19 protein-coding genes, 1 tRNA gene and 1 pseudogene are annotated in these 20,724 nt (G+C 63.7%); 11 read left to right on the plus strand and 10 right to left on the minus strand.

From position 1 onward, the window contains the following. The first annotated feature begins 3 nt into the window (after positions 1–3). The 3 genes from IVB41_RS19005 to IVB41_RS19015 all read left to right on the plus strand — a co-directional run bounded on the left by IVB41_RS19005 (position 4) and on the right by IVB41_RS19015 (position 2,409). Positions 4–1,134 carry an iron-containing alcohol dehydrogenase gene (locus IVB41_RS19005; protein ID WP_247433836.1) on the plus strand — a complete coding sequence of 377 codons (1,131 nt, stop codon included), beginning with the start codon at positions 4–6 and terminating at the stop codon, positions 1,132–1,134. 59 nt (positions 1,135–1,193) lie between these two features. Then, positions 1,194–2,165, plus strand: a complete 972-nt coding sequence (locus tag IVB41_RS19010) for a tripartite tricarboxylate transporter substrate binding protein (protein WP_247433839.1) — start codon at positions 1,194–1,196, stop codon at positions 2,163–2,165. Positions 2,166–2,335: 170 nt separating this feature from the next. Beyond that, positions 2,336–2,409 (plus strand) — tRNA-Gln (locus IVB41_RS19015). 42 nt (positions 2,410–2,451) lie between these two features. Here the strand turns inward: IVB41_RS19015 and IVB41_RS19020 are convergent. Both IVB41_RS19020 and IVB41_RS19025 read right to left on the minus strand, forming a co-directional pair. Beyond that, on the minus strand, positions 2,452–3,351 hold the full coding sequence (locus IVB41_RS19020) for a caspase family protein (protein WP_247433842.1): 900 nt from the start codon (positions 3,349–3,351) through the stop codon (positions 2,452–2,454). A 35-nt stretch (positions 3,352–3,386) separates the two neighbouring features. Next, on the minus strand, positions 3,387–5,249 hold the full coding sequence (locus IVB41_RS19025; RefSeq protein ID WP_247433844.1) for a caspase family protein: 1,863 nt from the start codon (positions 5,247–5,249) through the stop codon (positions 3,387–3,389). A 203-nt stretch (positions 5,250–5,452) separates the two neighbouring features. Here IVB41_RS19025 and IVB41_RS19030 point away from each other — a divergent pair, with 203 nt between their 5' ends. Then, positions 5,453–5,824 carry a DUF1428 domain-containing protein gene (locus tag IVB41_RS19030; RefSeq protein ID WP_247433847.1) on the plus strand — a complete coding sequence of 124 codons (372 nt, stop codon included), beginning with the start codon at positions 5,453–5,455 and terminating at the stop codon, positions 5,822–5,824. A 148-nt stretch (positions 5,825–5,972) separates the two neighbouring features. Next, positions 5,973–6,302 carry a hypothetical protein gene (locus IVB41_RS19035; RefSeq protein WP_247433850.1) on the plus strand — a complete coding sequence of 110 codons (330 nt, stop codon included), beginning with the start codon at positions 5,973–5,975 and terminating at the stop codon, positions 6,300–6,302. Between the two features lie 13 nt (positions 6,303–6,315). On the opposite strand, the gene IVB41_RS19040 is transcribed toward IVB41_RS19035, so the two are convergent. The 3 genes from IVB41_RS19040 to IVB41_RS19050 all read right to left on the minus strand — a co-directional run bounded on the left by IVB41_RS19040 (position 6,316) and on the right by IVB41_RS19050 (position 11,270). Beyond that, positions 6,316–6,888: an invasion associated locus B family protein gene (locus IVB41_RS19040; protein WP_247433853.1), complete on the minus strand. Its 573-nt coding sequence runs from the start codon at positions 6,886–6,888 to the stop codon at positions 6,316–6,318. A 66-nt stretch (positions 6,889–6,954) separates the two neighbouring features. After that, positions 6,955–10,101, minus strand: coding sequence for a multidrug efflux RND transporter permease subunit (locus tag IVB41_RS19045; protein WP_247433856.1), 3,147 nt, complete (start codon positions 10,099–10,101; stop codon positions 6,955–6,957). After that, positions 10,098–11,270 carry an efflux RND transporter periplasmic adaptor subunit gene (locus IVB41_RS19050; RefSeq protein ID WP_027569524.1) on the minus strand — a complete coding sequence of 391 codons (1,173 nt, stop codon included), beginning with the start codon at positions 11,268–11,270 and terminating at the stop codon, positions 10,098–10,100. The genes IVB41_RS19045 and IVB41_RS19050 overlap by 4 nt, the downstream gene beginning before the upstream one ends. A 364-nt stretch (positions 11,271–11,634) precedes the next feature. Between IVB41_RS19050 and IVB41_RS19055 the strand changes: the two genes are divergently transcribed. The 6 genes from IVB41_RS19055 (at position 11,635) to IVB41_RS19080 (ending at position 17,380) form a co-directional block, all read left to right on the plus strand. Further along, complete coding sequence (locus tag IVB41_RS19055) at positions 11,635–11,874, plus strand: hypothetical protein (RefSeq protein ID WP_247433859.1); 240 nt, start codon at positions 11,635–11,637, stop codon at positions 11,872–11,874. 216 nt (positions 11,875–12,090) lie between these two features. Continuing rightward, positions 12,091–14,487: a TonB-dependent siderophore receptor gene (locus IVB41_RS19060; protein WP_247434828.1), complete on the plus strand. Its 2,397-nt coding sequence runs from the start codon at positions 12,091–12,093 to the stop codon at positions 14,485–14,487. A 2-nt stretch (positions 14,488–14,489) separates the two neighbouring features. Continuing rightward, positions 14,490–15,179 carry a Fe2+-dependent dioxygenase gene (locus IVB41_RS19065; RefSeq protein WP_247433862.1) on the plus strand — a complete coding sequence of 230 codons (690 nt, stop codon included), beginning with the start codon at positions 14,490–14,492 and terminating at the stop codon, positions 15,177–15,179. Further along, positions 15,176–16,096, plus strand: coding sequence for a tonB-system energizer ExbB (exbB, locus tag IVB41_RS19070; RefSeq protein ID WP_027569528.1), 921 nt, complete (start codon positions 15,176–15,178; stop codon positions 16,094–16,096). The genes IVB41_RS19065 and exbB overlap by 4 nt, the downstream gene beginning before the upstream one ends. Before the next feature lie 3 nt (positions 16,097–16,099). Further along, complete coding sequence (gene exbD / locus IVB41_RS19075; protein WP_247433865.1) at positions 16,100–16,555, plus strand: TonB system transport protein ExbD; 456 nt, start codon at positions 16,100–16,102, stop codon at positions 16,553–16,555. Positions 16,556–16,564: 9 nt separating this feature from the next. Next, a complete protein-coding gene (locus IVB41_RS19080) occupies positions 16,565–17,380 on the plus strand; it encodes an energy transducer TonB (RefSeq protein ID WP_007592345.1) in 816 nt (271 codons plus the stop codon). On the opposite strand, the gene IVB41_RS19085 is transcribed toward IVB41_RS19080, so the two are convergent. The 5 genes and pseudogenes from IVB41_RS19085 to IVB41_RS19105 all read right to left on the minus strand — a co-directional run bounded on the left by IVB41_RS19085 (position 17,368) and on the right by IVB41_RS19105 (position 20,589). Next, positions 17,368–17,790: a hypothetical protein gene (locus tag IVB41_RS19085; protein ID WP_027569530.1), complete on the minus strand. Its 423-nt coding sequence runs from the start codon at positions 17,788–17,790 to the stop codon at positions 17,368–17,370. The two genes, IVB41_RS19080 and IVB41_RS19085, sit on opposite strands and share 13 nt — an antisense overlap. Before the next feature lie 65 nt (positions 17,791–17,855). Next, positions 17,856–18,535: pseudogene (locus IVB41_RS19090) on the minus strand (site-2 protease family protein). A gap of 148 nt (positions 18,536–18,683) precedes the next feature. Further along, positions 18,684–19,076, minus strand: coding sequence for a GFA family protein (locus IVB41_RS19095; protein WP_027569532.1), 393 nt, complete (start codon positions 19,074–19,076; stop codon positions 18,684–18,686). 7 nt (positions 19,077–19,083) lie between these two features. After that, positions 19,084–19,830, minus strand: a complete 747-nt coding sequence (locus IVB41_RS19100; RefSeq protein WP_247433868.1) for an SDR family NAD(P)-dependent oxidoreductase — start codon at positions 19,828–19,830, stop codon at positions 19,084–19,086. 27 nt (positions 19,831–19,857) lie between these two features. Next, a complete protein-coding gene (locus tag IVB41_RS19105) occupies positions 19,858–20,589 on the minus strand; it encodes an SDR family oxidoreductase (protein ID WP_027569534.1) in 732 nt (243 codons plus the stop codon). Between the last annotated feature and the right edge of the window lie 135 nt (positions 20,590–20,724).

A 20,724-nucleotide genomic window follows, 5' to 3' on the forward strand; every position in this document is an offset into this window, starting at 1 on the left:
AGGATGACCAACGCTTTCACACCCATCGAAATCCTTCGTCCGACCGTCCTCGAGTTCGGCTGCGGCACGATCGCCGCAGCGGCGCGCTTCGCCGAGCGCGTCGGCGCCAAACGACCGCTCGTGATTTCCGACCCGTTCAATGCGCGCCGTGTCGACACGCTGGCGCTGCCGGGTGCAGTGAAGGTGTTCGGCGAGGTCAAGCCCGAGCCAGACCTGCCCAATCTCGACAAGGCCGTGGCGATGGCGCGCGACGTCAAGCCCGATCTCGTCATCGGCTTCGGCGGCGGCAGTGCGATGGATCTCGCCAAGCTGGTCGCGGTGCTGTGTACCTCCGAGGCGGCCTTTGCCGATATCGTCGGTTCCGAGAAGGTGGCCGGCCGCAGCGTGGCGCTGATGCAGATTCCGACGACGTCAGGCACCGGCAGCGAGGCCGGCGCCCGCGCGCTCGTCACCGATCCCGTCAGCAAGAACAAGCAGGCAGTGCAGAGCCGCTTCATGCTGGCGGATATCGCCATCGTCGATCCGGACCTGACGATGACAGTGCCGAAGGAGGTCACTGCCGCCACCGGAGTCGATGCTCTGGCGCATTGCGTCGAGGCCTATACCAGCCGCAAGGCGAATCCGGCGATCGACCTCTACGCGCTCGAAGGCGCCCGGCTGGTCGGCCAATATCTCAAGCGCGCGGTCGCCGACGGCGGCGATCGCGAGGCGCGCGCGGGTCTGGCGCTGGCCTCGCTGTACGGCGGCTATTGCCTCGGACCGGTGAACACGACCGCCGGTCATGCGGTGGCCTATCCGCTCGGCACGCGCCATCATGTGGCCCATGGGCTCGCCTGTGCAGTGATCTTCCCGCATACGCTGGCGTTCAACATGCCGGCGGTCGAGGCGAAGACGGTGGCGGTGCTGGCGGCACTCGGACTGCCGGCGCAGAGTGATGCGAAGTTTGCATTCGAAGCGACTTATGGGTTCTGCAAGGCTCTCGGCATCGAGATGCGGCTATCCGCGCTCGGCGTGCCCCGGGACGATCTGGGCGTCATGGCCGACGAGGCGCACGCCATTCGCCGCCTGCTCGACAACAATCCGCGCGACCTCAGCCGGGATGGGATCCTGAACATGTACGAAGTCGCGTTCTAGCCATCTCCGCGTACGCGCGCGGCAGCCAATCAAAAACAGGAAATGCAGAGGAAACTTCGATGAGATCGATGTGGCTTGTTCTTGCCTCAACCGTGCTGCTGGCGACGTCGCCGGCAAAGGCCCAGGACGGCTATCCGTCCAAGCAGGTAACGGTGATCGTTCCCTTCGCTGCCGGCGGCACCGCGGATATTTTTGCACGCATGGTGTCCAACCATCTGCAAATGAAGTTCGGCAAGCCGTTCGTGGTTGAGAATGTCGGCGGCGCTGGTTCGATTCTCGGCGTGACGCGGCTGGCGAAGTCGGCGGCTGACGGCATCACGCTCGGGCTTGCCAGCACGTCCGCGCTCGCAATCAACCCCACGCTCTACGGGCCGAAGCTCAGCTACCAGCCGGACAAGGATCTGGCGCCGGTCGTCCAGATCAGCGTCGTGCCCAACGTTCTCGTCGTCAACCCCGACAAGATCAAGGCGCGCACCGTGCCGGAGCTGATCGCCTTTCTGAAGGCAAACCCGGACAAGGTCTCGTTCGGCTCGGCCGGCGTCGGCACCTCGCAGCATCTCGCCGGCGAGCTGTTTCAGCAGATGACCGGCACCAAGATGGTGCACGTGCCCTATAAGGGCTCAAGCCAGATGCTGACGGATCTGCTGAGTGGCCAGATCGATCTCGCCTTCGACAACGTGCCGCTGCTGCTGCCGCAGGTGAAGACCGGCCAGCTCGCGATGCTTGCGACCGCAACGCCCAAGCGTGCCGCCTTCGATCCGGGAACGCCCGCGGTCGCCGAATTCCTGCCCGGCTTCGAGGCCGTCGCCTGGCATGGCTTCTTCGTTCCCGCCGCGACGCCGAAGCTGATCGTCGAAAAGCTCTCGGCCGAGATCCGCGCCTTCATGCAGCAGCCGGAGACGGTGCAGAAGATGGCCGAGCTCGGCGCAACCGCGGCTGCGGTGGATTCCGAACCGTTCGCGGCCTACATCGCCGCGGAAACGGCGCGCTGGAAGAAGGTGATCGAAGCCGCGAACATCAAGCTGGAGTAGCTGTCCGCGGGATCTCCGGGGGAGGCACGCAGCCCATCCACTGCAGCGCTTGCCAGCCCACGGCCGAGCGGGTAGAACGCTGCCACGCCTGAGCCGTGATTTGCGCTGAATGCGCTTCCGGCCCCAGCCGGGCTGTTCAATAAGCCATTGAATTTGTTCGGCTATTCCGTTGGGGAATGGTGTAACGGTAGCACAACAGACTCTGACTCTGTTTGTCTAGGTTCGAATCCTAGTTCCCCAGCCAATTCCGGCGCCTTTCTGTTTCGCCCGCTGCGCCGTGTCGGCGTTACCTCGAATTTCTGCGCGCCGGATTCTTTCCTTTTTTCGCTGCTGATTTCTTTTTCTTCGCTACGGCCTTCTTCGTCTTGGCCAGGGTGAAGGGGCGGGCGGCCATGAAGGCCGGATTGCTGGCGCCCACCAGCGACAGTTTGGGTGACTGATCCGGGGGCATCTTGGCGCCGATGGCGGTGTGGAAGCGCCGGTAAGATCCCTTGAATGTCCCGCCGTTCCAGACCGCCTTCAGCGTTCCCGTGAACAGGCCGTTGAATGTGCCGTCCTGCGAGAGCTGGTTGTCCTGGCAGCCGGAGATCAGCAGCACCGACGCCTTGACGTTGGAGAAGGCCTCGGAAAGATCGCGCCGCTTCAGGATCGGATCATAGGTCTTCCTGTTGGCCTGGTAGACGCGCAGCGCCATCTCGTCCGGCATCGCACGATAGATGGTGCCGGGGACGGTGCGTGCCCTAGCCTGATAGTGCAGGGCTTTGCTCACGCTGCCGCTATGACAGCTATCCGAGAGCTGCAGAATGCGCACGCCGGCTGCAAATGCGCCCCATGAGGAATACAGCTCGTCATCGACCAACTCGCCGTCGTAGAGGCACCAAGTCTCGTCCTTGCCGTCAGGCTCGTCGCCGTTGAGGTCTGGCAACTGACCGCCGTGGCCCGAATAGGTCAGGAAGAACATGTCGCCGGATTTGAGGGACTTGGCCGCGTGCGCGATGCCGCCCAGGACGGCCGCGCGTGTCGCCTTGCGGGTGACGAGCCTGGTCGGCGCGAAGCCGCTTGTGTGGGCGAGATCCGCCATGTCGTTGGCGTCTGCTTCGCAGGCGTTGAGAGGACCGCTCCAGCCTTCGTAATGCTGCGGATCGACCGCGTTCAATCCGATGTGCAGGGACATGCCTGTTGCCATGATTACTTCTCCAAAGCCTGATCGCGCGTGCTTTGCTATCTCTTCTTTCTCGTCGCCTTCTTTGTCGCCGGCGCCTGCTTGCGCCCCGTCTTACGCGGCCGCCTGGACGGTGTTTTCGCAGCAGGTCTGGCGGACGCCGCGCCTTGCGAATTGCCCCACGGCACAGGAGCCGCACAGCGAACCTTGGCGCCGACCAGATTCGGCGTCTGGCTGTATCGCATCCGCCTCAGTTTCTCCGTGACCAGCTCGTTGAGCGTCTTGAACGAGGGATTTTCGCCCTTGGCCCTCAGCTCGCGCAGAGTGCCGGCCATGGAGTAGGTGTAGATGCCATAAGACGTCACGCCATCCCGGTATTCGTAGGAGAGCTGCTGCTCCTGACAGGCCTCGAGCAGGATCGGCATGTACGGCCCGAGATGGTCGAGCTCCTTGCGCGTCTTGTCGTAATCCTTGTCCGGCTTGGTTCGCAGCATCATCGCGCGCCCCAGCCGTTGTGTTGCCCCGTTCTGCCCGAGGAAGTCGGCTCCATTCTTTCTGTCCTTCAAGCTCCTGTTCAGCGGCGTGAAGTCGCGCGGCACCCACATCCGCTCGGTGGCATCCCATTTCAGCGCACGGTGGCGGATGTCGTCCGGCGGGCTCAAACCCCGGACACGAGGACCGCCATCGCGCGTCATCCCGCCCGAATGGCAGCAATCGAACATCGCCACGAAATAGCTGTCATAGGGCAGCTGCGAATACAGCTCGGCGAACTGGCGGTCCAGAATGGCGTGGGCCGGGGACCAGTCGAAATCATAGGGAACGAGACATTCGTCGACGTGATCAGGCTCGCCCTGGATGTTGTAGCGGGGAATTTGGGCGCCGTGCCCCGAATAGAACAGCATGCGCTCGTCACCGCCACGAACGCCGTCGAGCAACCAATGCAACCGGTCCATGATCCCTTGCGTCGTCGCGCGGTCGTTGAGAACGATGCGGATATCTTCCGGCTCGAAACCGCTCTCCTGGAGCACCGAGCTCATCAGGAACACATCGTTGACGCAACCTTCGAGCCTGCTGGCCGGGTCAGGATAGTCGTTGATGCCGATCAGCAGCGCGCGGCGGCCGGGTTTGACAGCAAGGCTCGCCATCTCGCGCGCAGCGCTCACGATCGCGCGCGAGGCAGGCGCCGGAGCGCCCTCATGCCAGACCGTCGCAACTGTGCTGGTGTGCGACAGGTACCATGTCGCATCGTGATTGAGCGCGTCGTTGGGAACGTCGAAGGACACGACGACCTGCTGATAATTATCCGCACGAATGTCGAGCGGATAGGTCAGCACGTGATCGCCGGGGTTATAGAGGTGGTACCATTTTCGGCAGGTTAGGGGCTGAATGCGGCCGGCAAAGACGTCGCGCACCGCCGGGTTGCCGATTTGCGAGCCGAAGCTGACGAAGATCGCATCCTTGATCGCGTCGCCGTCGTGCAGGAAGGTGTCGTAGCAGATCAGCGAGCCGAGGCTGTGCGCCAGGACCATATCGTAGGTCTTGCCGTCGATCTTGTCGAGAATGAGCCGGCGGAGGTCCTTGCGGAGCTGTTCGTCGGTTGACCACTGGGCGATCATGCCTGCGGTCCATTTGATGACGGCGGGGATGTCGCCGATGTCGCGTGCGCCGGTCAGGAGGTCGCCGATGCCGTGAACGACCGCGCTCGCCAGCAGCTTGGCCGCGGCCGCGGCGTAGGTGAGGGAATTGAGCGGGGCCCTCTCGAACAGATCGTCGTAGCGAACGAAATCAATCTCGAGCTGGACTCCCTGGTCGACCTGCTCGACGGCACGCGTGATGACTTCGGACCAGGACTGCTGAAACCCGGCATCGATCTCCGCGTGACCGACGCCGTGGACGCAAAGCAACGACAGGCGGGTGCTCATGAAAGCGGCCTCCTCGAATACAATCTGAAATAGCGGCTGTGCGGATGCAAACGTCAGGGATGATGTCACGGGGCCGCGACGGGCGAATGTGAAGTAGCGCACGAATTGCTCGCGACAGTTTGCCTCACCTTGTGGGTGCCACGACGAGTCGGGCCACCGCGCGCTGGATCGTCCTCCGGACACACAACCCAAGGAGATCCGTGATGCCCTATGTCGATGGTTTCGTGCTGGCCGTGCCGAAGGACAACATCGAGGCCTACAAGGCGCTGGCGACAACGGCCTGCGCGATCTGGATGGAGCACGGTGCGCTCGATTACGTCGAATGCATTGGCGACGACGTGCCCTATGGCGAGCTGACCTCGTTTCCGCGCGCGGTGATGGCGAAGGAGGACGAGATCGTGGTGTTCTCATGGATCATCTATCGCGACCGGGAGACTCGCGACGCCGTCAACAAGAAGGTGATGGCGGACCCGCGGCTGAAGTTGGAGGGCATGCCGTTCGACGGCAAGCGCATGATCTATGGCGGCTTCACGACGCTGCTGAGGGCGAGCGACCCCGTGAAGGAAGGGCGCTGACCAGCCCCACACATCGGTGCTTGCCCATGCAGCAGCATCGTGGCTAGCCGTTTCACTTGCCGGCTACAGCCTTTACGTCAAGGACGGCGATCTCGTGCATGACCTCAGCATCGGCGGCAGTCACCAGATCGTCCGCTCGGAGCGCTAGGTGCCGTCGGGCGCGCGGCGGCTCGGCGTGCATGTCGAACGTCTCGTGCGCAAGGAGCCGCCGGCCAAGGGCTCGCGTACCGGCGTCACCGGCGTCACCGGCTACACGCGGCTGATCGACGGCGAGCCGGCGGGAGCGCTGCAGACCCAGCTCGGATTCCACATGCTGATCTCGTGGTCCGGCCTCGACATCGGCCGCGACAGCTCGGTGTCGCATTACGATGCGCCGTTCGAATTCGAAGGACGGCTCTCGCGCGTCACTGTCGTCATGCACGACGACCAGAAGCTCGACGGCGACGCCGTCGGCAACGCGCAGATGGCGCGGCGGTGAACGCGCGAAAGAGCTACTTGATCTTGTCGTAGGCCGCCACGAAATCGCCCAGCGGCATCGGGATCGCGATCGTTTCCTTGGCCATGTTCTGGAAGGAGACCTTCAGCTGCTTGCCTGACCTTAAAGTGGCCAACAGGTCTGGCGCGATCGGCGTCGATGCGTAGCAGCCGCGGTTCTCGCAGGTCTGGATCTGGAGATCGACCGTCTTGCCGTCGTCGACCTGGAGCTTGGCGCCGATGGGAAGGTTGAGGCCAAGCGGCAATTGCAGCAGCGCCACGGGTGTGCGGGTGTCGGGTGCGATGCGGATGTTGATCAGGACGATGGTCTGGCCGGTCTTGGTGAGCACCGCGTTCTGCTCCATCGCGCATTCGAGCGGCGCGTCGCGGCTGACGCTGGTGCAGCGCACGACCCAGCCGGGCTGCTGCGCCGCAGCGCCGTCAGCCTGCGGCTGCGTCGGAGCCGGCGCGGGCTGTGCCGCCGGGGCAGAGGGAGCCGCGCTCTTCTTGGCGCCTTGCTGGGCATGCGCGCCACCCGCAGACAACAGGACAGCGGCGGCAAGGGCGACAAGTCTGGATTGCATGGGCATGGCAAGACCGCGTTGACGTGAACCGAGGGGCTCGCTGTAACGTCGTGAGGCGTGCGGTGCAAGCTGCTACTCGGCAGCTTCCTTAACGGTGCCGTGCTCGACCGTCTCGTCGCCTTCACCATCACCCTTACGGCCCCAGCCCGAGAACCAGTTGTTGAGCTCGTCGAGATAGAGATAGACGACCGGGGTGGTGAACAGCGTCAGCGCCTGGCTGACGATCAGACCGCCGACCATGGCGTAGCCGAGCGGCTGGCGAATCTCGGCGCCGGTGCCGTGGCCGAGCATCAGCGGCACGCCGCCGAGCAGGGCAGCCATCGTCGTCATCATGATCGGACGGAAGCGCAACAGCGCCGCCTGCCGGATCGATTCCGCCGGCGTCTTGTGCTCGTCGCGCTCCGCGGCGATGGCGAAGTCCACCATCATGATGCCGTTCTTCTTCACGATGCCGATCAGCAGAATGACTCCGATCAAAGCAATGAGGCTGAACTCGAAGCCGGCCGCCATCAGGATCGCGAGCGCGCCGACGCCGGCCGAGGGCAGGGTCGACAGAATCGTGATCGGATGGATGTAGCTCTCGTAGAGGATGCCGAGGATCAGATAGACCACGACCAGCGCTGCGAGGATGAGGAGCGGCACGGTGCCGAGCGATTGCTGGAACGCCTGTGCCGTGCCCTGGAAGCTCGAATTGAGCGTCGGCGGCGCGCCGAGATCGGCCATCGCCTTCTGCACAGCCTCGGTGGCCTGGCCGAGCGCGACGCCCTGGGCGAGGTTGAAGCTGATCGTGATCGCGGGGAACTGGCCCTGGTGGCTGATCGAGAGCGGGCGGACCGGATCGGTGCTCCAGGTCGCGAAGGTCGACAGCGGCACCTGGTCGCCGGTCAGCGGAGATTTCAGGTAGAGCTTGTTCAGGCTCTCGAGGCTGCCCTGCATCTCCGGCAGGATCTCGAGGATCACCTTGTAGGTGTTGAGCTGGGTGAAATACTGCGTGACCTGGCGCTGTCCGAAGGCGTCGTACAGCGTGTCGTCGATCAGCTGCGGCTGGATTCCGTAACGCGCTGCAGTATCGCGGTTGATCTTGAGCTGAACCGTGGTGCCCTGGGTCTGCTGGTCGGTCGCAACGTCGCGCAGTTGCGGCAAGGTCTGCATCTTGGCGAGGATCTTCGGCGCCCAGTCGTTGAGCTCGGCGAGATCGGCGTCCTGCAGGGTGAACTCGAACTGCGTACGCGTCGGCCGGCCGCCGAGCCGGACGTCCTGGGCCGCCTGCATGTAGAGGCGGGCGCCGGACACCTTCTCGAGCTTGGGACGCAGCCGGGCGATGATCTGCTGCGCGGAGGCTTCGCGCTCGTTACGCGGCTTCAGCGTGATGAACATGTTGCCGTTGTTGCCGGCGCGGCCGCTGCCACCGATGTTCATGGCGATGGATGCGATGTCGGGATCGTCCATCACGATCTTGCCGAGCTCGACCTGGCGGCGCTGCATCTCCGCGAACGAGATGTCCTGGGAGGCTTCCGAGGTCGCAGTGATCAGGCCGACGTCCTGTTGCGGGAAGAACCCTTTCGGGATCAGCACGAACAGATAGACGGACAGGGCAAGGGTCGCGAAGAAGATCGTGAGCGTGGTGCGGCGCCAGGCCAGGGCATGGTCGAGCATCCATTCGTAACCGCGCAACATCCGGTCGAAGCCGCGCTCGCTCCACTGGTAGAACTTGCCGTGGGTGACCTCGCCATGGGCGCGCAGGAAGCGCGAGGCCATCATCGGCGTCAGGGTCAGCGACACGAACATCGAGACGAAGATCGTCATCGCCAGCACGACGGCGAATTCGCGGAACAGGCGCCCGATGATGCCGCCCATCAGCAGCAGCGGAATCAGCACCGCGACCAGCGAGATGCTGATCGAGACGATGGTGAAGCCGATTTCCTTCGAGCCCTTGAAGGCCGCCGCCATCGGCGATTCGCCTTCCTCGATGTAGCGCGTGATGTTCTCCAGCATCACGATGGCGTCGTCGACGACGAATCCGACCGCGATGGTGAGCGCCATCAGCGACAGATTGTCGAGCGAGTAGCCGAACACCCACATCAGCGCGCACGCGCCCAGCAGCGCCAGTGGCACCGTGATGGTGGGAATGACCGTTGCCCAGAAGCTGCGCAGGAAGATGAAGATGACCATGACGACCAGCGCAATGGTCAGCAGCAGCGTGAACTGGACGTCTTCGACCGCGGCGCGAATTGTCGTGGTGCGGTCGCTGATGACCTCGATCTTGATCGCGGGCGGGATCGCTGCGACGAGGCGAGGCAACGTCGACTTGATCCGGTCGACGGTCTCGATGACGTTGGCGCCGGGTTGCTTGAACACCACCAGGAACACGCCGCGCTTGCCGTTGGCCCAGGCCGCCTGCTTGGCGTCCTCGGGGCCGCTGACCGCCTGGCCGATGTCGCGGATTCGCAAGGGACCGCCGTTGCGATAGGCGATGATGACGTCGTTCCAGTCCTTGGCCTGGGTGAGCTGGTCGTTGGCGTAGATCGTGTAGGCGCGCTTCGGGCCGTCGATGTTGCCCTTGGGGCTGTCGACCGTGGTGATCGCGATCTGGCTGCGCACGTCCTCCATCGACAGGCCCTTGGCGACGAGCTTCGCCGGGTCGATCTGAATGCGGATCGAGGGCTTCTGCTGGCCGCCGATGAAGACCTGCGCGACGCCCGAGAGCTGGCTGATCTGCTGGGCGAGCTGGGCATCGACCGCGTCGCTGACACTGGTCAGCGGCATTGTCTCGGAGGTTGCCGACAACAGCAGGATCGGGGCGTCGGCCGGGTTGACCTTGCGGTAGGTCGGCGGCGAGGGCAGGTTCTTCGGCAGCTGACCGCTCGCGGCGTTGATGGCGCCCTGCACGTCGTTGGCGGCGCCGTCGATGCTGCGGTTGAGGTCGAACTGGATGGTGATCGACGCGGTGCCCAGATAACTCGTCGAGGTCATCTGGGCGATGCCCGGGATCTGGGCGAATTGCCGTTCGAGCGGTTGGGCCACCGACGAGGCCATGGTCTCGGGACTGCCGCCCGGCAGATTGGCGGTGATCTGGATGGTCGGGAAGTCCACCTGCGGCAGGGGCGCGACGGGCAGCAGAGGATAGGCGACGAGACCGACGAAGAGAATGCCGGCCATCAGCAGCGAGGTGCCGATGGGATAACGGATGAAAGGTGCCGAAATCCCGCCCGCGTTCATTCCTGTCGAACCTTGTTCTGCGCCGGATCCGTACTCGCCACGGCCGTGGAGACGAGGCTTCCGGGCTGGACCTTGAATTGGCCGCCGGTGATCACCTGCTGCCCGGGCGTCAGCCCTTCGTCGACGACCGAGCGTCCGTCAATCGCGTAGCTGACCTTGATCTTGTGCACCTCGGCCTTGTTGTCCTGATTGACGGTATAGGCGTAGAGGCCGTTGGTGGAGTGCTGGACCGCGTCATCCGGGACAACGGTCGCATCCTTCAGAGTGCGCACCAGCAGGCGCGTCGACACCGACTGCCCGGGCCACAGCGCGTGGTCCTTGTTGTCGAACACCGCCTTGAGCCGGATCGTGCCGCTGCTGGTGTCGACCTGGTTGTTGATGACGGCGAGCTTGCCCTCGGCCAGAGTCTTCTTGCCGTCGGTGGTGAAGGCGATCACCCTGAGCGCGCCGGCCTTCTGGCCTTCGCTGATATAGGGCAGCTGGTCTTCTGGTGCGGTGAAGATCACCGAGATCGGCTCGACCTGCGAAATCGTGACGATGCCGGTCTGCGTCGAGGAATTGACGATGTTGCCGACGTCGACCTGCCGCAGGCCCGCGACGCCGGTGATCGGCGCCTTGACCTGGGTGTAGTCGAGCTGGGTCTGCGCGTTGGAGATCGAAGCTTCGTCGGCGGCGATCTGCGCGGTGAGCTGGGCGACCGTGGAGCGCTGGGTGTCGACCCGCTGTGCGGTGGCGAATTCGCCGAGTTTCATGGCGCGCTGGAGCTCGAGATTGGCGTTGGCCAGATTTGCCTCGTCCTGCGCCTTCTTGGCCTTGGCCTGGTCGAGCGTGGCCTGATAGGGGCGGGGATCGATCGAGGCGAGGAGCTCGCCCTCCTTGACGATCTGGCCTTCGGTGAAGGCAATCTTGTCGATCTGCCCATCCACCCGGGTCCGGACTTGGACGGTGTTGAAGCCCGCAACCGTGCCGAGACCGGTCAGGTAAACCGGAAAGTCCACCTTCTGGACCGGCGAAACGCTCACGGGGACGGCGGGCGGGCGCTGCGGCCCCTTCTGTGCGGTCTGGGTTTTTCCAGCGTCGGGCGAGCCGAATTTCTGCCAACCATAGTAACCCGCGGAGGCCACGGCCGCGATGATCAGAATCCAGAGGATCGGCCGGGACTTTTTCATATCGTCTCGCGTCGGCTCTTGTGCCTTAAGCTACGAATTGTGAGGCAATCATAGGGTTCCAACGCGCTTGTATAATACACGCCAAGTTCCAGTGTAAACAGCACTATCGGCTGAGAATCCTAAACAATTGGAAAGCTTTGCACTGTCTAGGCAGCTCCGTGTCACTACGGTGTGCAGTGCTGCATTCTCCCGCCACGAACGATCTGCGAGCAAATCTTGTGCAATGCTCGGAAGCGGTGTGCGCGGGATAGGGATGTGCTACGCGGGGCGGCTCCCAAGAACGGTTCTAAGTCGCGCAGAGGCCGTTTCGGTTGTCAGGAAATTCGGCATCGGTCATATCGGCGCTCCACAACGGGAGCGCAGCATGGACGACCTGAACGGCAAGCTGATCGCGTGTCAGATCCTGATCACGGGACTGATCGCACGCGTCGCCAACGAGCAGCGTGATCCCTTGCGCTTTCTCACCGACTTCCGCGACGAGATCAGAGCCGTCGTCGGGGGCGTCAACATTGCCGGCATGGACAACAGCGATCGCGTGCGCGCGGTGGCGCAGAAGACCGTCGATGAATTGTTCTCGCTGATGAAGCCGCCGAGCAGTGATTGACGATGCGCGCGCGACCGCCGATCTCGCGCTCGCTTTAGAACAAATCCAATCTTGATTTAGAACGATTTCAAGCTGCAGTTTAGAATCGTTTTGATCTGGACTTATTCAAGGGTTCTCGCGGCTTGCTCGCATTGACCCGCTATTTTGCGGCCGATACCAACACTCCAATCGCTCATCGAAGTGAATGGGCGAACAGGAATATGGGGCGTGTTGGTAATGGGGCAGGTGGTCGCACCGAAGTCGTTGCGTTCGGTCGCAGCATTCGATGAAAAGTTCACGGGCGTTTCCGGCAAGAAGGTTTCGGCTGTCGCGGGCCTGATCGCGGCAGCATCGGTGTCGAGCGGCGCGGAGGCGCAGCAGTCGAACCTGCCGCCGGTAACGGTCGATGCGCCGGTCGCGCGTCCGCGCCCGGTGGCTTCGAAGCCGACGGCGGACCAGGTCCGCGCGCGCAATGCGCTTCGCCGCGCCGCGCCGCGGCAGCAGGCGGCGCAGCAGACCGCTCCCACCGTTCCAGCCGGCGAAGCCGATCGCAATCCCTATTCCGATCCGGCGGCACCCTACAAGGTCGACCACGTCCAGGCCTCCGGCAAGTTTCCCGAGCCAATGCTGAACACGCCGAAGACCATCACCGTGCTCAGCAAGGAAGTGCTCGAGGACAAGAACGCCACGACGCTGAAGGAGATCGGGCGCTCGACCGCCGGCGTGACGCTGGGATCTGGGGAAGGCGGCAACGCGTTCGGGGATCGCTTCTTCATCCGCGGCTTCGATGCGCGCAACGACGTCTTCATCGACGGTATCCGCGATCCCGCGGTCTCTATCCGCGAGAACTTCTTCACCGAGCAGATCGAGATTCTGCGCGGGCCGGCCTCGTCCTACGCAGGCCGCGGCACCGCCGGCGGTGCCATCAACATCGTCACCAAGCAGGCTGGCGACGTCAATTTCAAGCGAATGGACACCGAGTTCGGCACCGACCGGACCAAGCGGGTCACGCTCGACGTCAACCAGGTCATCGATCCCACTTTCTCGGTGCGCGCCGGCGGCCTGTTCCAGGACGCCAACGTCGCCGGCCGCGATTACGTCACCGACAATCGCTGGGGTTCGTTCATCGCGACCAAGTATACCCCGACCAACGACATCAAGATCACGACGAACTACGTCCACACCGACCTCAGCGGCTATCCTGATTTCGGCGTGCCCTACTACAAGCAGGGCAACGTCCCGGTGACGTCGGCGGGCATTCCGCGTGGTAACTGGTACGGCTTCCTCAACCGCGACTTCCAGACCGCGCGGCAGGATTTCGGCACCGGCACGATCGAGTACAAGGTCAACGAGGCCATCACGCTCAGCAGCAAGGTGCGCGGCGAGCACTCGCTGCTGAATTATATCGGCACGCTGCCGCAGAACCCGGTTACGACGAGCCCCAATCCGCTGCTCTGGACGACGACGGCCAGTGCGCAGAGCCGCTACCAGAACGTCGACGTGTGGGCCAACCAGAACGAGGCCACGTTCAAGCTCGACACCGGCGGGGTCAAGCACACCGCGGTGTTCGGCGTGGAATATGCCAACGAGAACATCTCGATCGACCGTTACACCGGCCTCTCGTCGGAACTGTTCGGCGGCGGCTCGACCAGCAGCGGGGCGGTCCCGGGGGTCAACCTCTACTCGCCGCAGTACACCTACATTCCCTTCAGCAACACGCCGTCGCTGGTTGGAAATCCGACGCGCTATGGCGTCAACACCAGCAGCGTCTACGTCATGGACACCGCGAACTGGCAGGACACGATCATCGTCAATGGTGGCGTGCGCTACGACGGTTACAGCCAGAGTTCGTCGACCAACGCGGATCATCTCAAACAGAATGCTGATCTCGTCAATTACAACGTCGGCCTGGTCTACAAGCCAATGTCGATCGGCAGCCTCTATGCGGCCTATGCGACCTCGGCCAATCCGTTCGGATCGGAGCTTGACGCGACCGCCACCGACTACGGCGGCATTCCTGCCAACACGGCTATCTTGCTCGGGCCGGAGCGCAACAAGGCAGCCGAACTCGGCACCAAATGGGAGCTGGCTGATCGCCATTTGCTGGTTAGCGCCGCGTTGTTCCAGACCACGAAGGACAATGCGCGCGAAACCGTCAGCGGCCTGCTGACTTCGGGCGCTGCCTACAGGATCCAGGGCATCGATATCGAGGCCGAAGGCAAGATCACCGATCGCTGGAGCATCTTCGGCGGCCTGGTGTTGATGCAATCGAAGGTCACGCAGAGCGGTCTCGCCTCAAATCTCGGCCTGCAGCTTGCCAATGTGGCTCATCAATCGTTCAGCATGCTGACCAAGTACAAGTTCGACGACGGCTGGGAGCTGGGCGGTCAGGCGGTGTACCGTTCGAAGGTGTATGGCGGCACGTTCGCGGCCAATACCGGCAACGAGTTGCCGAGCTACTGGCGCTTCGACGCGTTCGTCGAGAAGAAGATCGACAAGAACTGGACAATGAAGTTCTACGCCCAGAATCTCACCAACAAGCTCTACTACGATACGCTCTATCGCAGCGCGGTTCCCTTCGTCGCGGTCGCGCCGGGGCGGGCGTTCTACCTCATCACGACGGCGAAGTTCTGATCATGTTGACCTGCCTTCCTGGCGTTCTGAGCAAGGATGATGTGGCGGATTTCCGCCGCATCATGGACGCTAGCGAATGGGAGGACGGCCGTTCCACCGCCGGCTCGCAGTCGGCGATGGTCAAGCGCAACGAGCAATTGCCGCCGGACGGCGAGGTCGCGCGCAAGCTCGGCAACCGCATCGTTACGGCGCTGACCTCGAACCCGCGCTTCATCGCGGCGGCGATCCCGCTCCAGATCTTCCCGCCGCTGTTCAACCGCTATGCAGCCAGCAGCGGCCACCATTTCGGCCTGCATGTCGACAATGCCATCCGCGGCGACCGCCTGACCGGCCTCCGTATCCGCACGGATCTGTCGGTGACGCTGTTCCTGGCCGAGCCGGAGGAGTACGACGGTGGCGAACTTGTGATCGAGGACAGTTACGGCTCGCACGAAGTCAAGTTGCAGGCCGGGGACTGCGTGCTCTATCCCTCGACCAGCCTCCATCTGGTCACCCCGGTGACGAGGGGAACGCGGGTTGCGTCTTTCTTCTGGCTTCAGAGCATGATACGGGACGATCAAGCCCGGAGCATGATCTTTGACCTCGACACCGCGATACAGGCGCTGGTGGAACGGCTCGGGCGTGACGATCCCGAAACGGTCAAATTGACGGGTATCTATCACAATCTCATTCGCTACTGGGCCGAAGTATGAAGATCATGTCCTTCCAAGCAAGCCTTGCCGCAGCTCTGGTGCTGGCGGCCGCCTGGCTTGCATCCCCTGTTTCTGCCCAGACACAGGCCGCGCCCGCGGCACCGGTCCAGTCGACGGCTCAGCCGTCCGCGGTCAGCCCGGCCCCGGTTGTTGCTCCGCCTGCGGCGCCCCAAGCTGTCGTGTCCGCGGCTGCAAAGTCCGATACGGCAGCCGGCATCGCGCCCGCCATGAAGGAATTGTCGCCCTGGGTGATGTTCCAGTCGGCGGATATCATCGTGAAGGCGGTGATGATCGGGCTCGCCTTTGCGTCGCTCGTGACCTGGACGGTGCTGATCGCCAAGTCGATCGAATTGTCGATCGCCTCGACCAAGCTTCGCTCGGCGCTGAAGAAGATCGCGGAGGCGCGCTCGCTCGCGGAAGCGCAGATGGCGCTCGGCTCCAAAGCGGGGATCCTGCCGTCCTTCCTGGCGGCGGCGCTGCGGGAGGCGCGGATGTCGGCCGGCCTGTCCAGTGACACCGGCATCAAGGAGCGGGCGGCTTCGAGCTTCTCCGAGATCATGCGCGCGGAGGCGCGGCGCATCCGCGTCGGCATGGGCGTGCTCGCGACCATCGGCTCGACCTCGCCCTTCGTCGGCCTGTTCGGCACGGTGTGGGGCATCATGAACAGCTTCATCGGCATCTCGAAGTCGCAGACCACGAACCTCGCCGTCGTCGCGCCCGGTATCGCCGAGGCGCTGCTCGCCACCGCGATCGGCCTGGTCGCCGCCATTCCCGCCGTCATTATCTACAATTACTTCTCGCGCGTGACGAAGAGCTATCTCGAGCTCGTCAGCCGTGCTTCGGGCGCTGCGGGACGGTTGCTCTCGCGCGATCTCGACCGCAGCCACGGCAGCGTGCATTCGCGCGCGGCGGAGTGACCCATGGGCGTCTCGCTCGCAGACAATGATGACGACGACGATTTCGGCGAAACGCACGAAATCAACGTCACGCCGTTCATCGACGTCATCCTGGTGCTGCTGATCATCTTCATGGTCGCAGCGCCGCTCTCGACCGTCGACCTGCCGATCGATCTGCCGACGTCGAGCGCGACGCCGCAGAAGAAGCCGGACAAGCCGACCTATCTCAGCATCAAGCCCGATTTGACCCTCGCCATCGGAGAGAACCCGGTGCACCGCGCCGAGTTGCTCGGCACGCTGGACGGTCTGTCCGACATGAGCAAGGACAAGTACGTCTTCCTGCGCGCCGATCGCTCGGTGCCGTATGGCGAGTTGATGGGCGTCATGGAGCTGTTGCGCTCAGGCGGCTATTCGCGGGTGAAGCTGGTTGCGCTGGAAGGCGCTCCGGGGGCGCCTGCGGCAGGCGCAGCTCAGCCTTAGAGGCCCGCGATGTCGGACGAGTCCAGACCAGCCCGGACGCTTTGGATTTTGGCAGCGCTGGCGGCGCTCGCGCTCCATCTGGGTGGTGCCGCGCTCGCGCTGGCGCACCTGCGGGCCGATGACGGCGACGACGGCCTCGGCGCGGCCGGCGCGGAGTTCGCTGTCGAGATGGCCTCGCCGAAGGCGCCCGATACCGACCTTCCGCCGGGACCGGATAGTGAAGCGATGCAGGAACAGCAGGCGCTTCCCGAGCAAAAGGCCGAGACCAAGGAAACCGAGCTTCCAAAGGATCAGTCGCAACAGGTCGACGATCCCGATCGGGTCGTCACCGAGAACATCTCGAAGAAGCCGCAGGACGAGGATCCGAAGATTGCGGCGGTCGAAACGCCCGCTGCGGAAGCCTCGCCGAAGTCCGTTGCGACGGCGCGGCAGACGCTCGACGAGGACGCGCGCGAGGCCGAGAAGGCGCTGGCGCCTGTGCTCGGCATCGGCAAGGACATTCTGAAGCTCACGGCGGACTGGAATCGCAAGATCAGCGCGCATCTCACGGCCCACAAGGTCAACCCGGAGGGCAAGGAGCCCAACAATCAGAAGGTCAAGGTCAGCTTCGCGATCAACCGACGGGGCAACGTGCTTTCAGTCGACGTTGTCGAGTCGTCCGGGGATGCAGCTTACGATGCGGCGGCGATCTCGATTGTCCGCAAGTCCGATCCCATCCCGCAACCGCCCGCCAGCCTGACCGACGACCGGTTCGAGCGCACCGTCGACATCATCTTCACGCCGCCGGACGCAAAGAAAAAGAAGAAGACGGCTCAGCGCCAGTAGAGCCGGATCCCGACATAGACCACGACCAGGCAGGCGAAGATCAGCGCCACTGGGAGCGGCCGTTTCTGGCTTGCGCCCGCGGTCGCTGCTCCGAAGAAACTGGCCTTTTTCGGCTTCGGGTCTGGGCGGCGGAACGCGGTAACATTGTCCGCCGCCGGCTCGGCCGCCCGTGGGCGGACGTCAGGCGGGGTTCCCGCGCCGCCCATCTCGGCATAGTAGGCCTTGTAGATGGCGCCGATGGTGGCCTCGGTAGCCTCACCCTCGTTCATCTGTGCCTGCAGGTTCTTGTAGCTCACGAGGAATTCCTGCGCCCCCGGAGGCAGCGCCGACGACCCGTTGAGCTTGGCCATCATCTTCCAGGTGGCGAAATCGGCGCGGGCGCGGGTATCGGCGCGTCGCGCGATCAGCATGTCGGCAGCTTTGACCAAGTCGGCCTCGAGCCCTTCGGCTTGTGTTCGGGTGTGTTGCTGTTCAACTAAGCATTGCCGGTCAGAATGAGAACAGCCTGAATCACATAACCGGTCAACGTTCGCAGTATTGCTGAAATAACATCAAGATTTAGACCGAACTGGGAGCCTGCCAGCGGTAGCAGGATCAGCAAGCCGATCAGGATCAGCATCCCGAAAGGCTCGAGCCGCGCCAGCGGCAGGGCAAGCGGCTGGGGCAGCAGCCCCACCGCGACGCGCCCGCCGTCGAGCGGCGGGATCGGCATCATGTTGAACACTGCCAGCACCGCGTTGATCAGCAGTGCGTTCTTGAGATTGTCGAAGATCCATTGCGCCGAGTTGGCCGGAGCCCAGGGCAGGGCGTGCAGGGCAAGAGCTGCGGCCAACGCCAGCAGGATGTTGGTGGCGGGCCCGGCCAGCGCCACCCACACCATGCCGAGCCTGGGGTTGTTGAGTTTGCGAAAATTCACCGGCACAGGCTTGGCGTAGCCGAACAGGAACGGCGAATGCGCGAACAGCAGCATCGCCGGCAATATCAGCGTGCCGAACGGGTCGATGTGGCGGAGCGGGTTGAAGCTGACACGGCCGAGCTGCCATGCGGTGTCGTCACGAGACGATATGCGACGAAGGCGTGCGCAGCCTCGTGGAAGGTGATGGCGAGCAGCAGCGGCAGCACCCACACCGAGAGGTCATACAAAGAAATGTTCACGGCTCGTCCGTCCCGGTTGCCTGCGGTCATGCAGCCGACCCAGCCAACCGGCGGTGCAGCAACGCTTCACCTCAACATAGGGTGGCCGGTTCCGAAATGCCACGCCGCAAATGATCGGCGCCCCGAACCTGCCGTGCAGTCGTGCAATTCATGCAGGAATGGTCCCCGGATATTGCGTCAGCCCGTCGTCGAGCTTCAGCCAGGCGAGCTTCTCGGAGACCCAGATGTGCTCGGTCGGCGCGAAGGCGTTGCGATCGTCGAACGTCGTCAGTGCGACGCCCGCCAGCGTGCCGTTGCGCCGCCAGGAGAACAGCCGCGTGCCGCAGCGTTTGCAGAACACGCGGTCGATGTTCTCGGACGACGCATAGCGGGCGGTGTCGCCCTCGACGGTCAGTGCGCGCTGGTCGAACTGCGCGCGGACGAAGTAGGGCGAGCCCATTGCCTTTTGGCATATGCGGCAATGGCAGATGCGAACGTTGAGCGGCTCGCCTTCCGCCTTGAATCGCACCGCGCCGCACAGGCATCCGCCTTCTCTGACCATGACGCCCTCAGTAAGTTGCGCGCCCGCCGGAGATGTCGAACACGGCGCCGGTCGAAAACCCGCAGTCCTCGGATGCGAGCCAGCTCACCATCGCGGCCAACTCCTCCACCAGCACGAAGCGGCCTTTCGGAATCTTCGACAGCATGAAGTCGATATGCTGCTGCGTCATCTGGTCGAAGATCGCGGTCTTCGCAGCCGCGGGCGTCACCGCATTGACGAGGATGTCATGTGCGGCCAATTCCTTGCCGAGCGACTTGGTCAGCGCGATCAAGCCGGCCTTGGACGCCGAATAGTGCGAGGCGTTCGGGTTGCCTTCCTTGCCGGCGATCGAGGCGATGTTGACGATGCGCCCGTATTTCTGCTTGAGCATCGCGGGCACGATCGCCTTGCAGACGATGAAGGGGCCGTCGAGGTTGATGCGCAGAACTTTCCGCCATTCCTCGAGATCGGTCTCCCAGACCGGCTTGTTGACCCCGGCAATGCCGGCGTTGTTGACGAGGATGTCGATCTTGCCGAAGGCGGCAAGCGTGGCGTCGCGGGCCTGCTCGACGGCCGCGGCATCGGTGACGTCGACCTTGAAGACGCGGGCATTGTCGCCGATTTCCTTTGCCGTCCTCTCGGCGAGGGCTGCATCAAAATCCCAGATCGCGACTTTGGCGCCGGAGGCGACGAAGCGCTGAACGATGGCGCGGCCGAAGCCCTGCGCGCCGCCGGTGACGATCGCGACACGGTCGTTGAGATCGATCTTGTTCATGCTGGATGCCTTCTGGATGCCTTGGCGTCAGAGCATGTAGCCGCCGTCGACGACGAGGTCGACGCCGGTGGTGAAGGCGCTCTCGTCACTGCCGAGATAGACCGCCATGGACGCGATCTCGTCGGCGGTGCCGAGCCGGCCCATCTTCTGGCGGGAGACGAACATCTCCTTGCCCTGCGGCCCTTGCGCCGCGGCGCGGTCGAGCATCGAAGGCGTCTCGACGGTGCCAGGGCAGATGCTGTTGCAGCGGATGCCCTTGGTGATGAAGTCGAGCGCGACCGCGCGCGTCAGCAGCGACACCGCGGCCTTCGAGGAGCTGTAGACGTAGCGGTTGGCCGGCGGCCGCAGCGCCGCGCAGGAGGAAATGTTGACGATACTGCCGCCGCCGCCCGCGAGCATGTCCGGCAGGAAGGCCCTGATGGTCCGGTGCATCGACTTGACGTTGAGGTCGAACGAGAAATCAAAATCCTCTTCCGAACACTCGAGAATGGTGCCGTGATGCACGAAGCCCGCTGCGTTGAGCAGGATGTCGACCTTGCCGACGCGCTTGGCGAAGGCGTTGACGTCGGCGGTGTTGCGAACGTCGAGCTTCGCGGTCTCGGCGATACCTTCCTTGGCCAGGCTCGCGATGCCGCTCTCGTTGATGTCGGTGGCGATGACGGTCGCGCCTTCACGCGCGAATGCGACGGCGCATGCGCGTCCGATGCCTGCCGCTGCAGCCGTGATGACGGCGCGCTTTCCCTTGAGGCGGTCTGCCATGGTCTTGTTCTCCTCGCTTATCGAATTTTGTCTGTTGCATCGTCATTGCGAGCGAAGCGAAGCAATCCAGAATCTCACCGCGGAGACAGCCTGGATTGCTTCGTCGCTTCGCTCCTCGCAATGACGATGTGGCTA

The organism is Bradyrhizobium sp. 44 (assembly GCF_023073095.1).
Classification (GTDB): domain Bacteria; phylum Pseudomonadota; class Alphaproteobacteria; order Rhizobiales; family Xanthobacteraceae; genus Bradyrhizobium.

What these genes read in the sequence shown, in the direction of transcription:
- IVB41_RS19020 (WP_247433842.1), bottom strand. Translation starts at nt 3,351, where the DNA reads ATGGCAACAGGCATGTCCCTGCACATCGGATTGAACGCGGTCGATCCG.
- IVB41_RS19065 (WP_247433862.1), top strand. Translation starts at nt 14,490, where the DNA reads ATGTTGACCTGCCTTCCTGGCGTTCTGAGCAAGGATGATGTGGCGGAT.
- IVB41_RS19105 (WP_027569534.1), bottom strand. Translation starts at nt 20,589, where the DNA reads ATGGCAGACCGCCTCAAGGGAAAGCGCGCCGTCATCACGGCTGCAGCG.
- IVB41_RS19005 (WP_247433836.1), top strand. Translation starts at nt 4, where the DNA reads ATGACCAACGCTTTCACACCCATCGAAATCCTTCGTCCGACCGTCCTC.
- IVB41_RS19080 (WP_007592345.1), top strand. Translation starts at nt 16,565, where the DNA reads ATGTCGGACGAGTCCAGACCAGCCCGGACGCTTTGGATTTTGGCAGCG.
- IVB41_RS19045 (WP_247433856.1), bottom strand. Translation starts at nt 10,101, where the DNA reads ATGAACGCGGGCGGGATTTCGGCACCTTTCATCCGTTATCCCATCGGC.
- IVB41_RS19050 (WP_027569524.1), bottom strand. Translation starts at nt 11,270, where the DNA reads ATGAAAAAGTCCCGGCCGATCCTCTGGATTCTGATCATCGCGGCCGTG.
- exbB (WP_027569528.1), top strand. Translation starts at nt 15,176, where the DNA reads ATGAAGATCATGTCCTTCCAAGCAAGCCTTGCCGCAGCTCTGGTGCTG.
- IVB41_RS19100 (WP_247433868.1), bottom strand. Translation starts at nt 19,830, where the DNA reads ATGAACAAGATCGATCTCAACGACCGTGTCGCGATCGTCACCGGCGGC.
- IVB41_RS19030 (WP_247433847.1), top strand. Translation starts at nt 5,453, where the DNA reads ATGCCCTATGTCGATGGTTTCGTGCTGGCCGTGCCGAAGGACAACATC.
- IVB41_RS19040 (WP_247433853.1), bottom strand. Translation starts at nt 6,888, where the DNA reads ATGCCCATGCAATCCAGACTTGTCGCCCTTGCCGCCGCTGTCCTGTTG.
- IVB41_RS19055 (WP_247433859.1), top strand. Translation starts at nt 11,635, where the DNA reads ATGGACGACCTGAACGGCAAGCTGATCGCGTGTCAGATCCTGATCACG.
- IVB41_RS19010 (WP_247433839.1), top strand. Translation starts at nt 1,194, where the DNA reads ATGAGATCGATGTGGCTTGTTCTTGCCTCAACCGTGCTGCTGGCGACG.
- exbD (WP_247433865.1), top strand. Translation starts at nt 16,100, where the DNA reads ATGGGCGTCTCGCTCGCAGACAATGATGACGACGACGATTTCGGCGAA.
- IVB41_RS19095 (WP_027569532.1), bottom strand. Translation starts at nt 19,076, where the DNA reads ATGGTCAGAGAAGGCGGATGCCTGTGCGGCGCGGTGCGATTCAAGGCG.
- IVB41_RS19085 (WP_027569530.1), bottom strand. Translation starts at nt 17,790, where the DNA reads ATGCTGATCGCGCGACGCGCCGATACCCGCGCCCGCGCCGATTTCGCC.
- IVB41_RS19025 (WP_247433844.1), bottom strand. Translation starts at nt 5,249, where the DNA reads ATGAGCACCCGCCTGTCGTTGCTTTGCGTCCACGGCGTCGGTCACGCG.
- IVB41_RS19060 (WP_247434828.1), top strand. Translation starts at nt 12,091, where the DNA reads ATGGGGCAGGTGGTCGCACCGAAGTCGTTGCGTTCGGTCGCAGCATTC.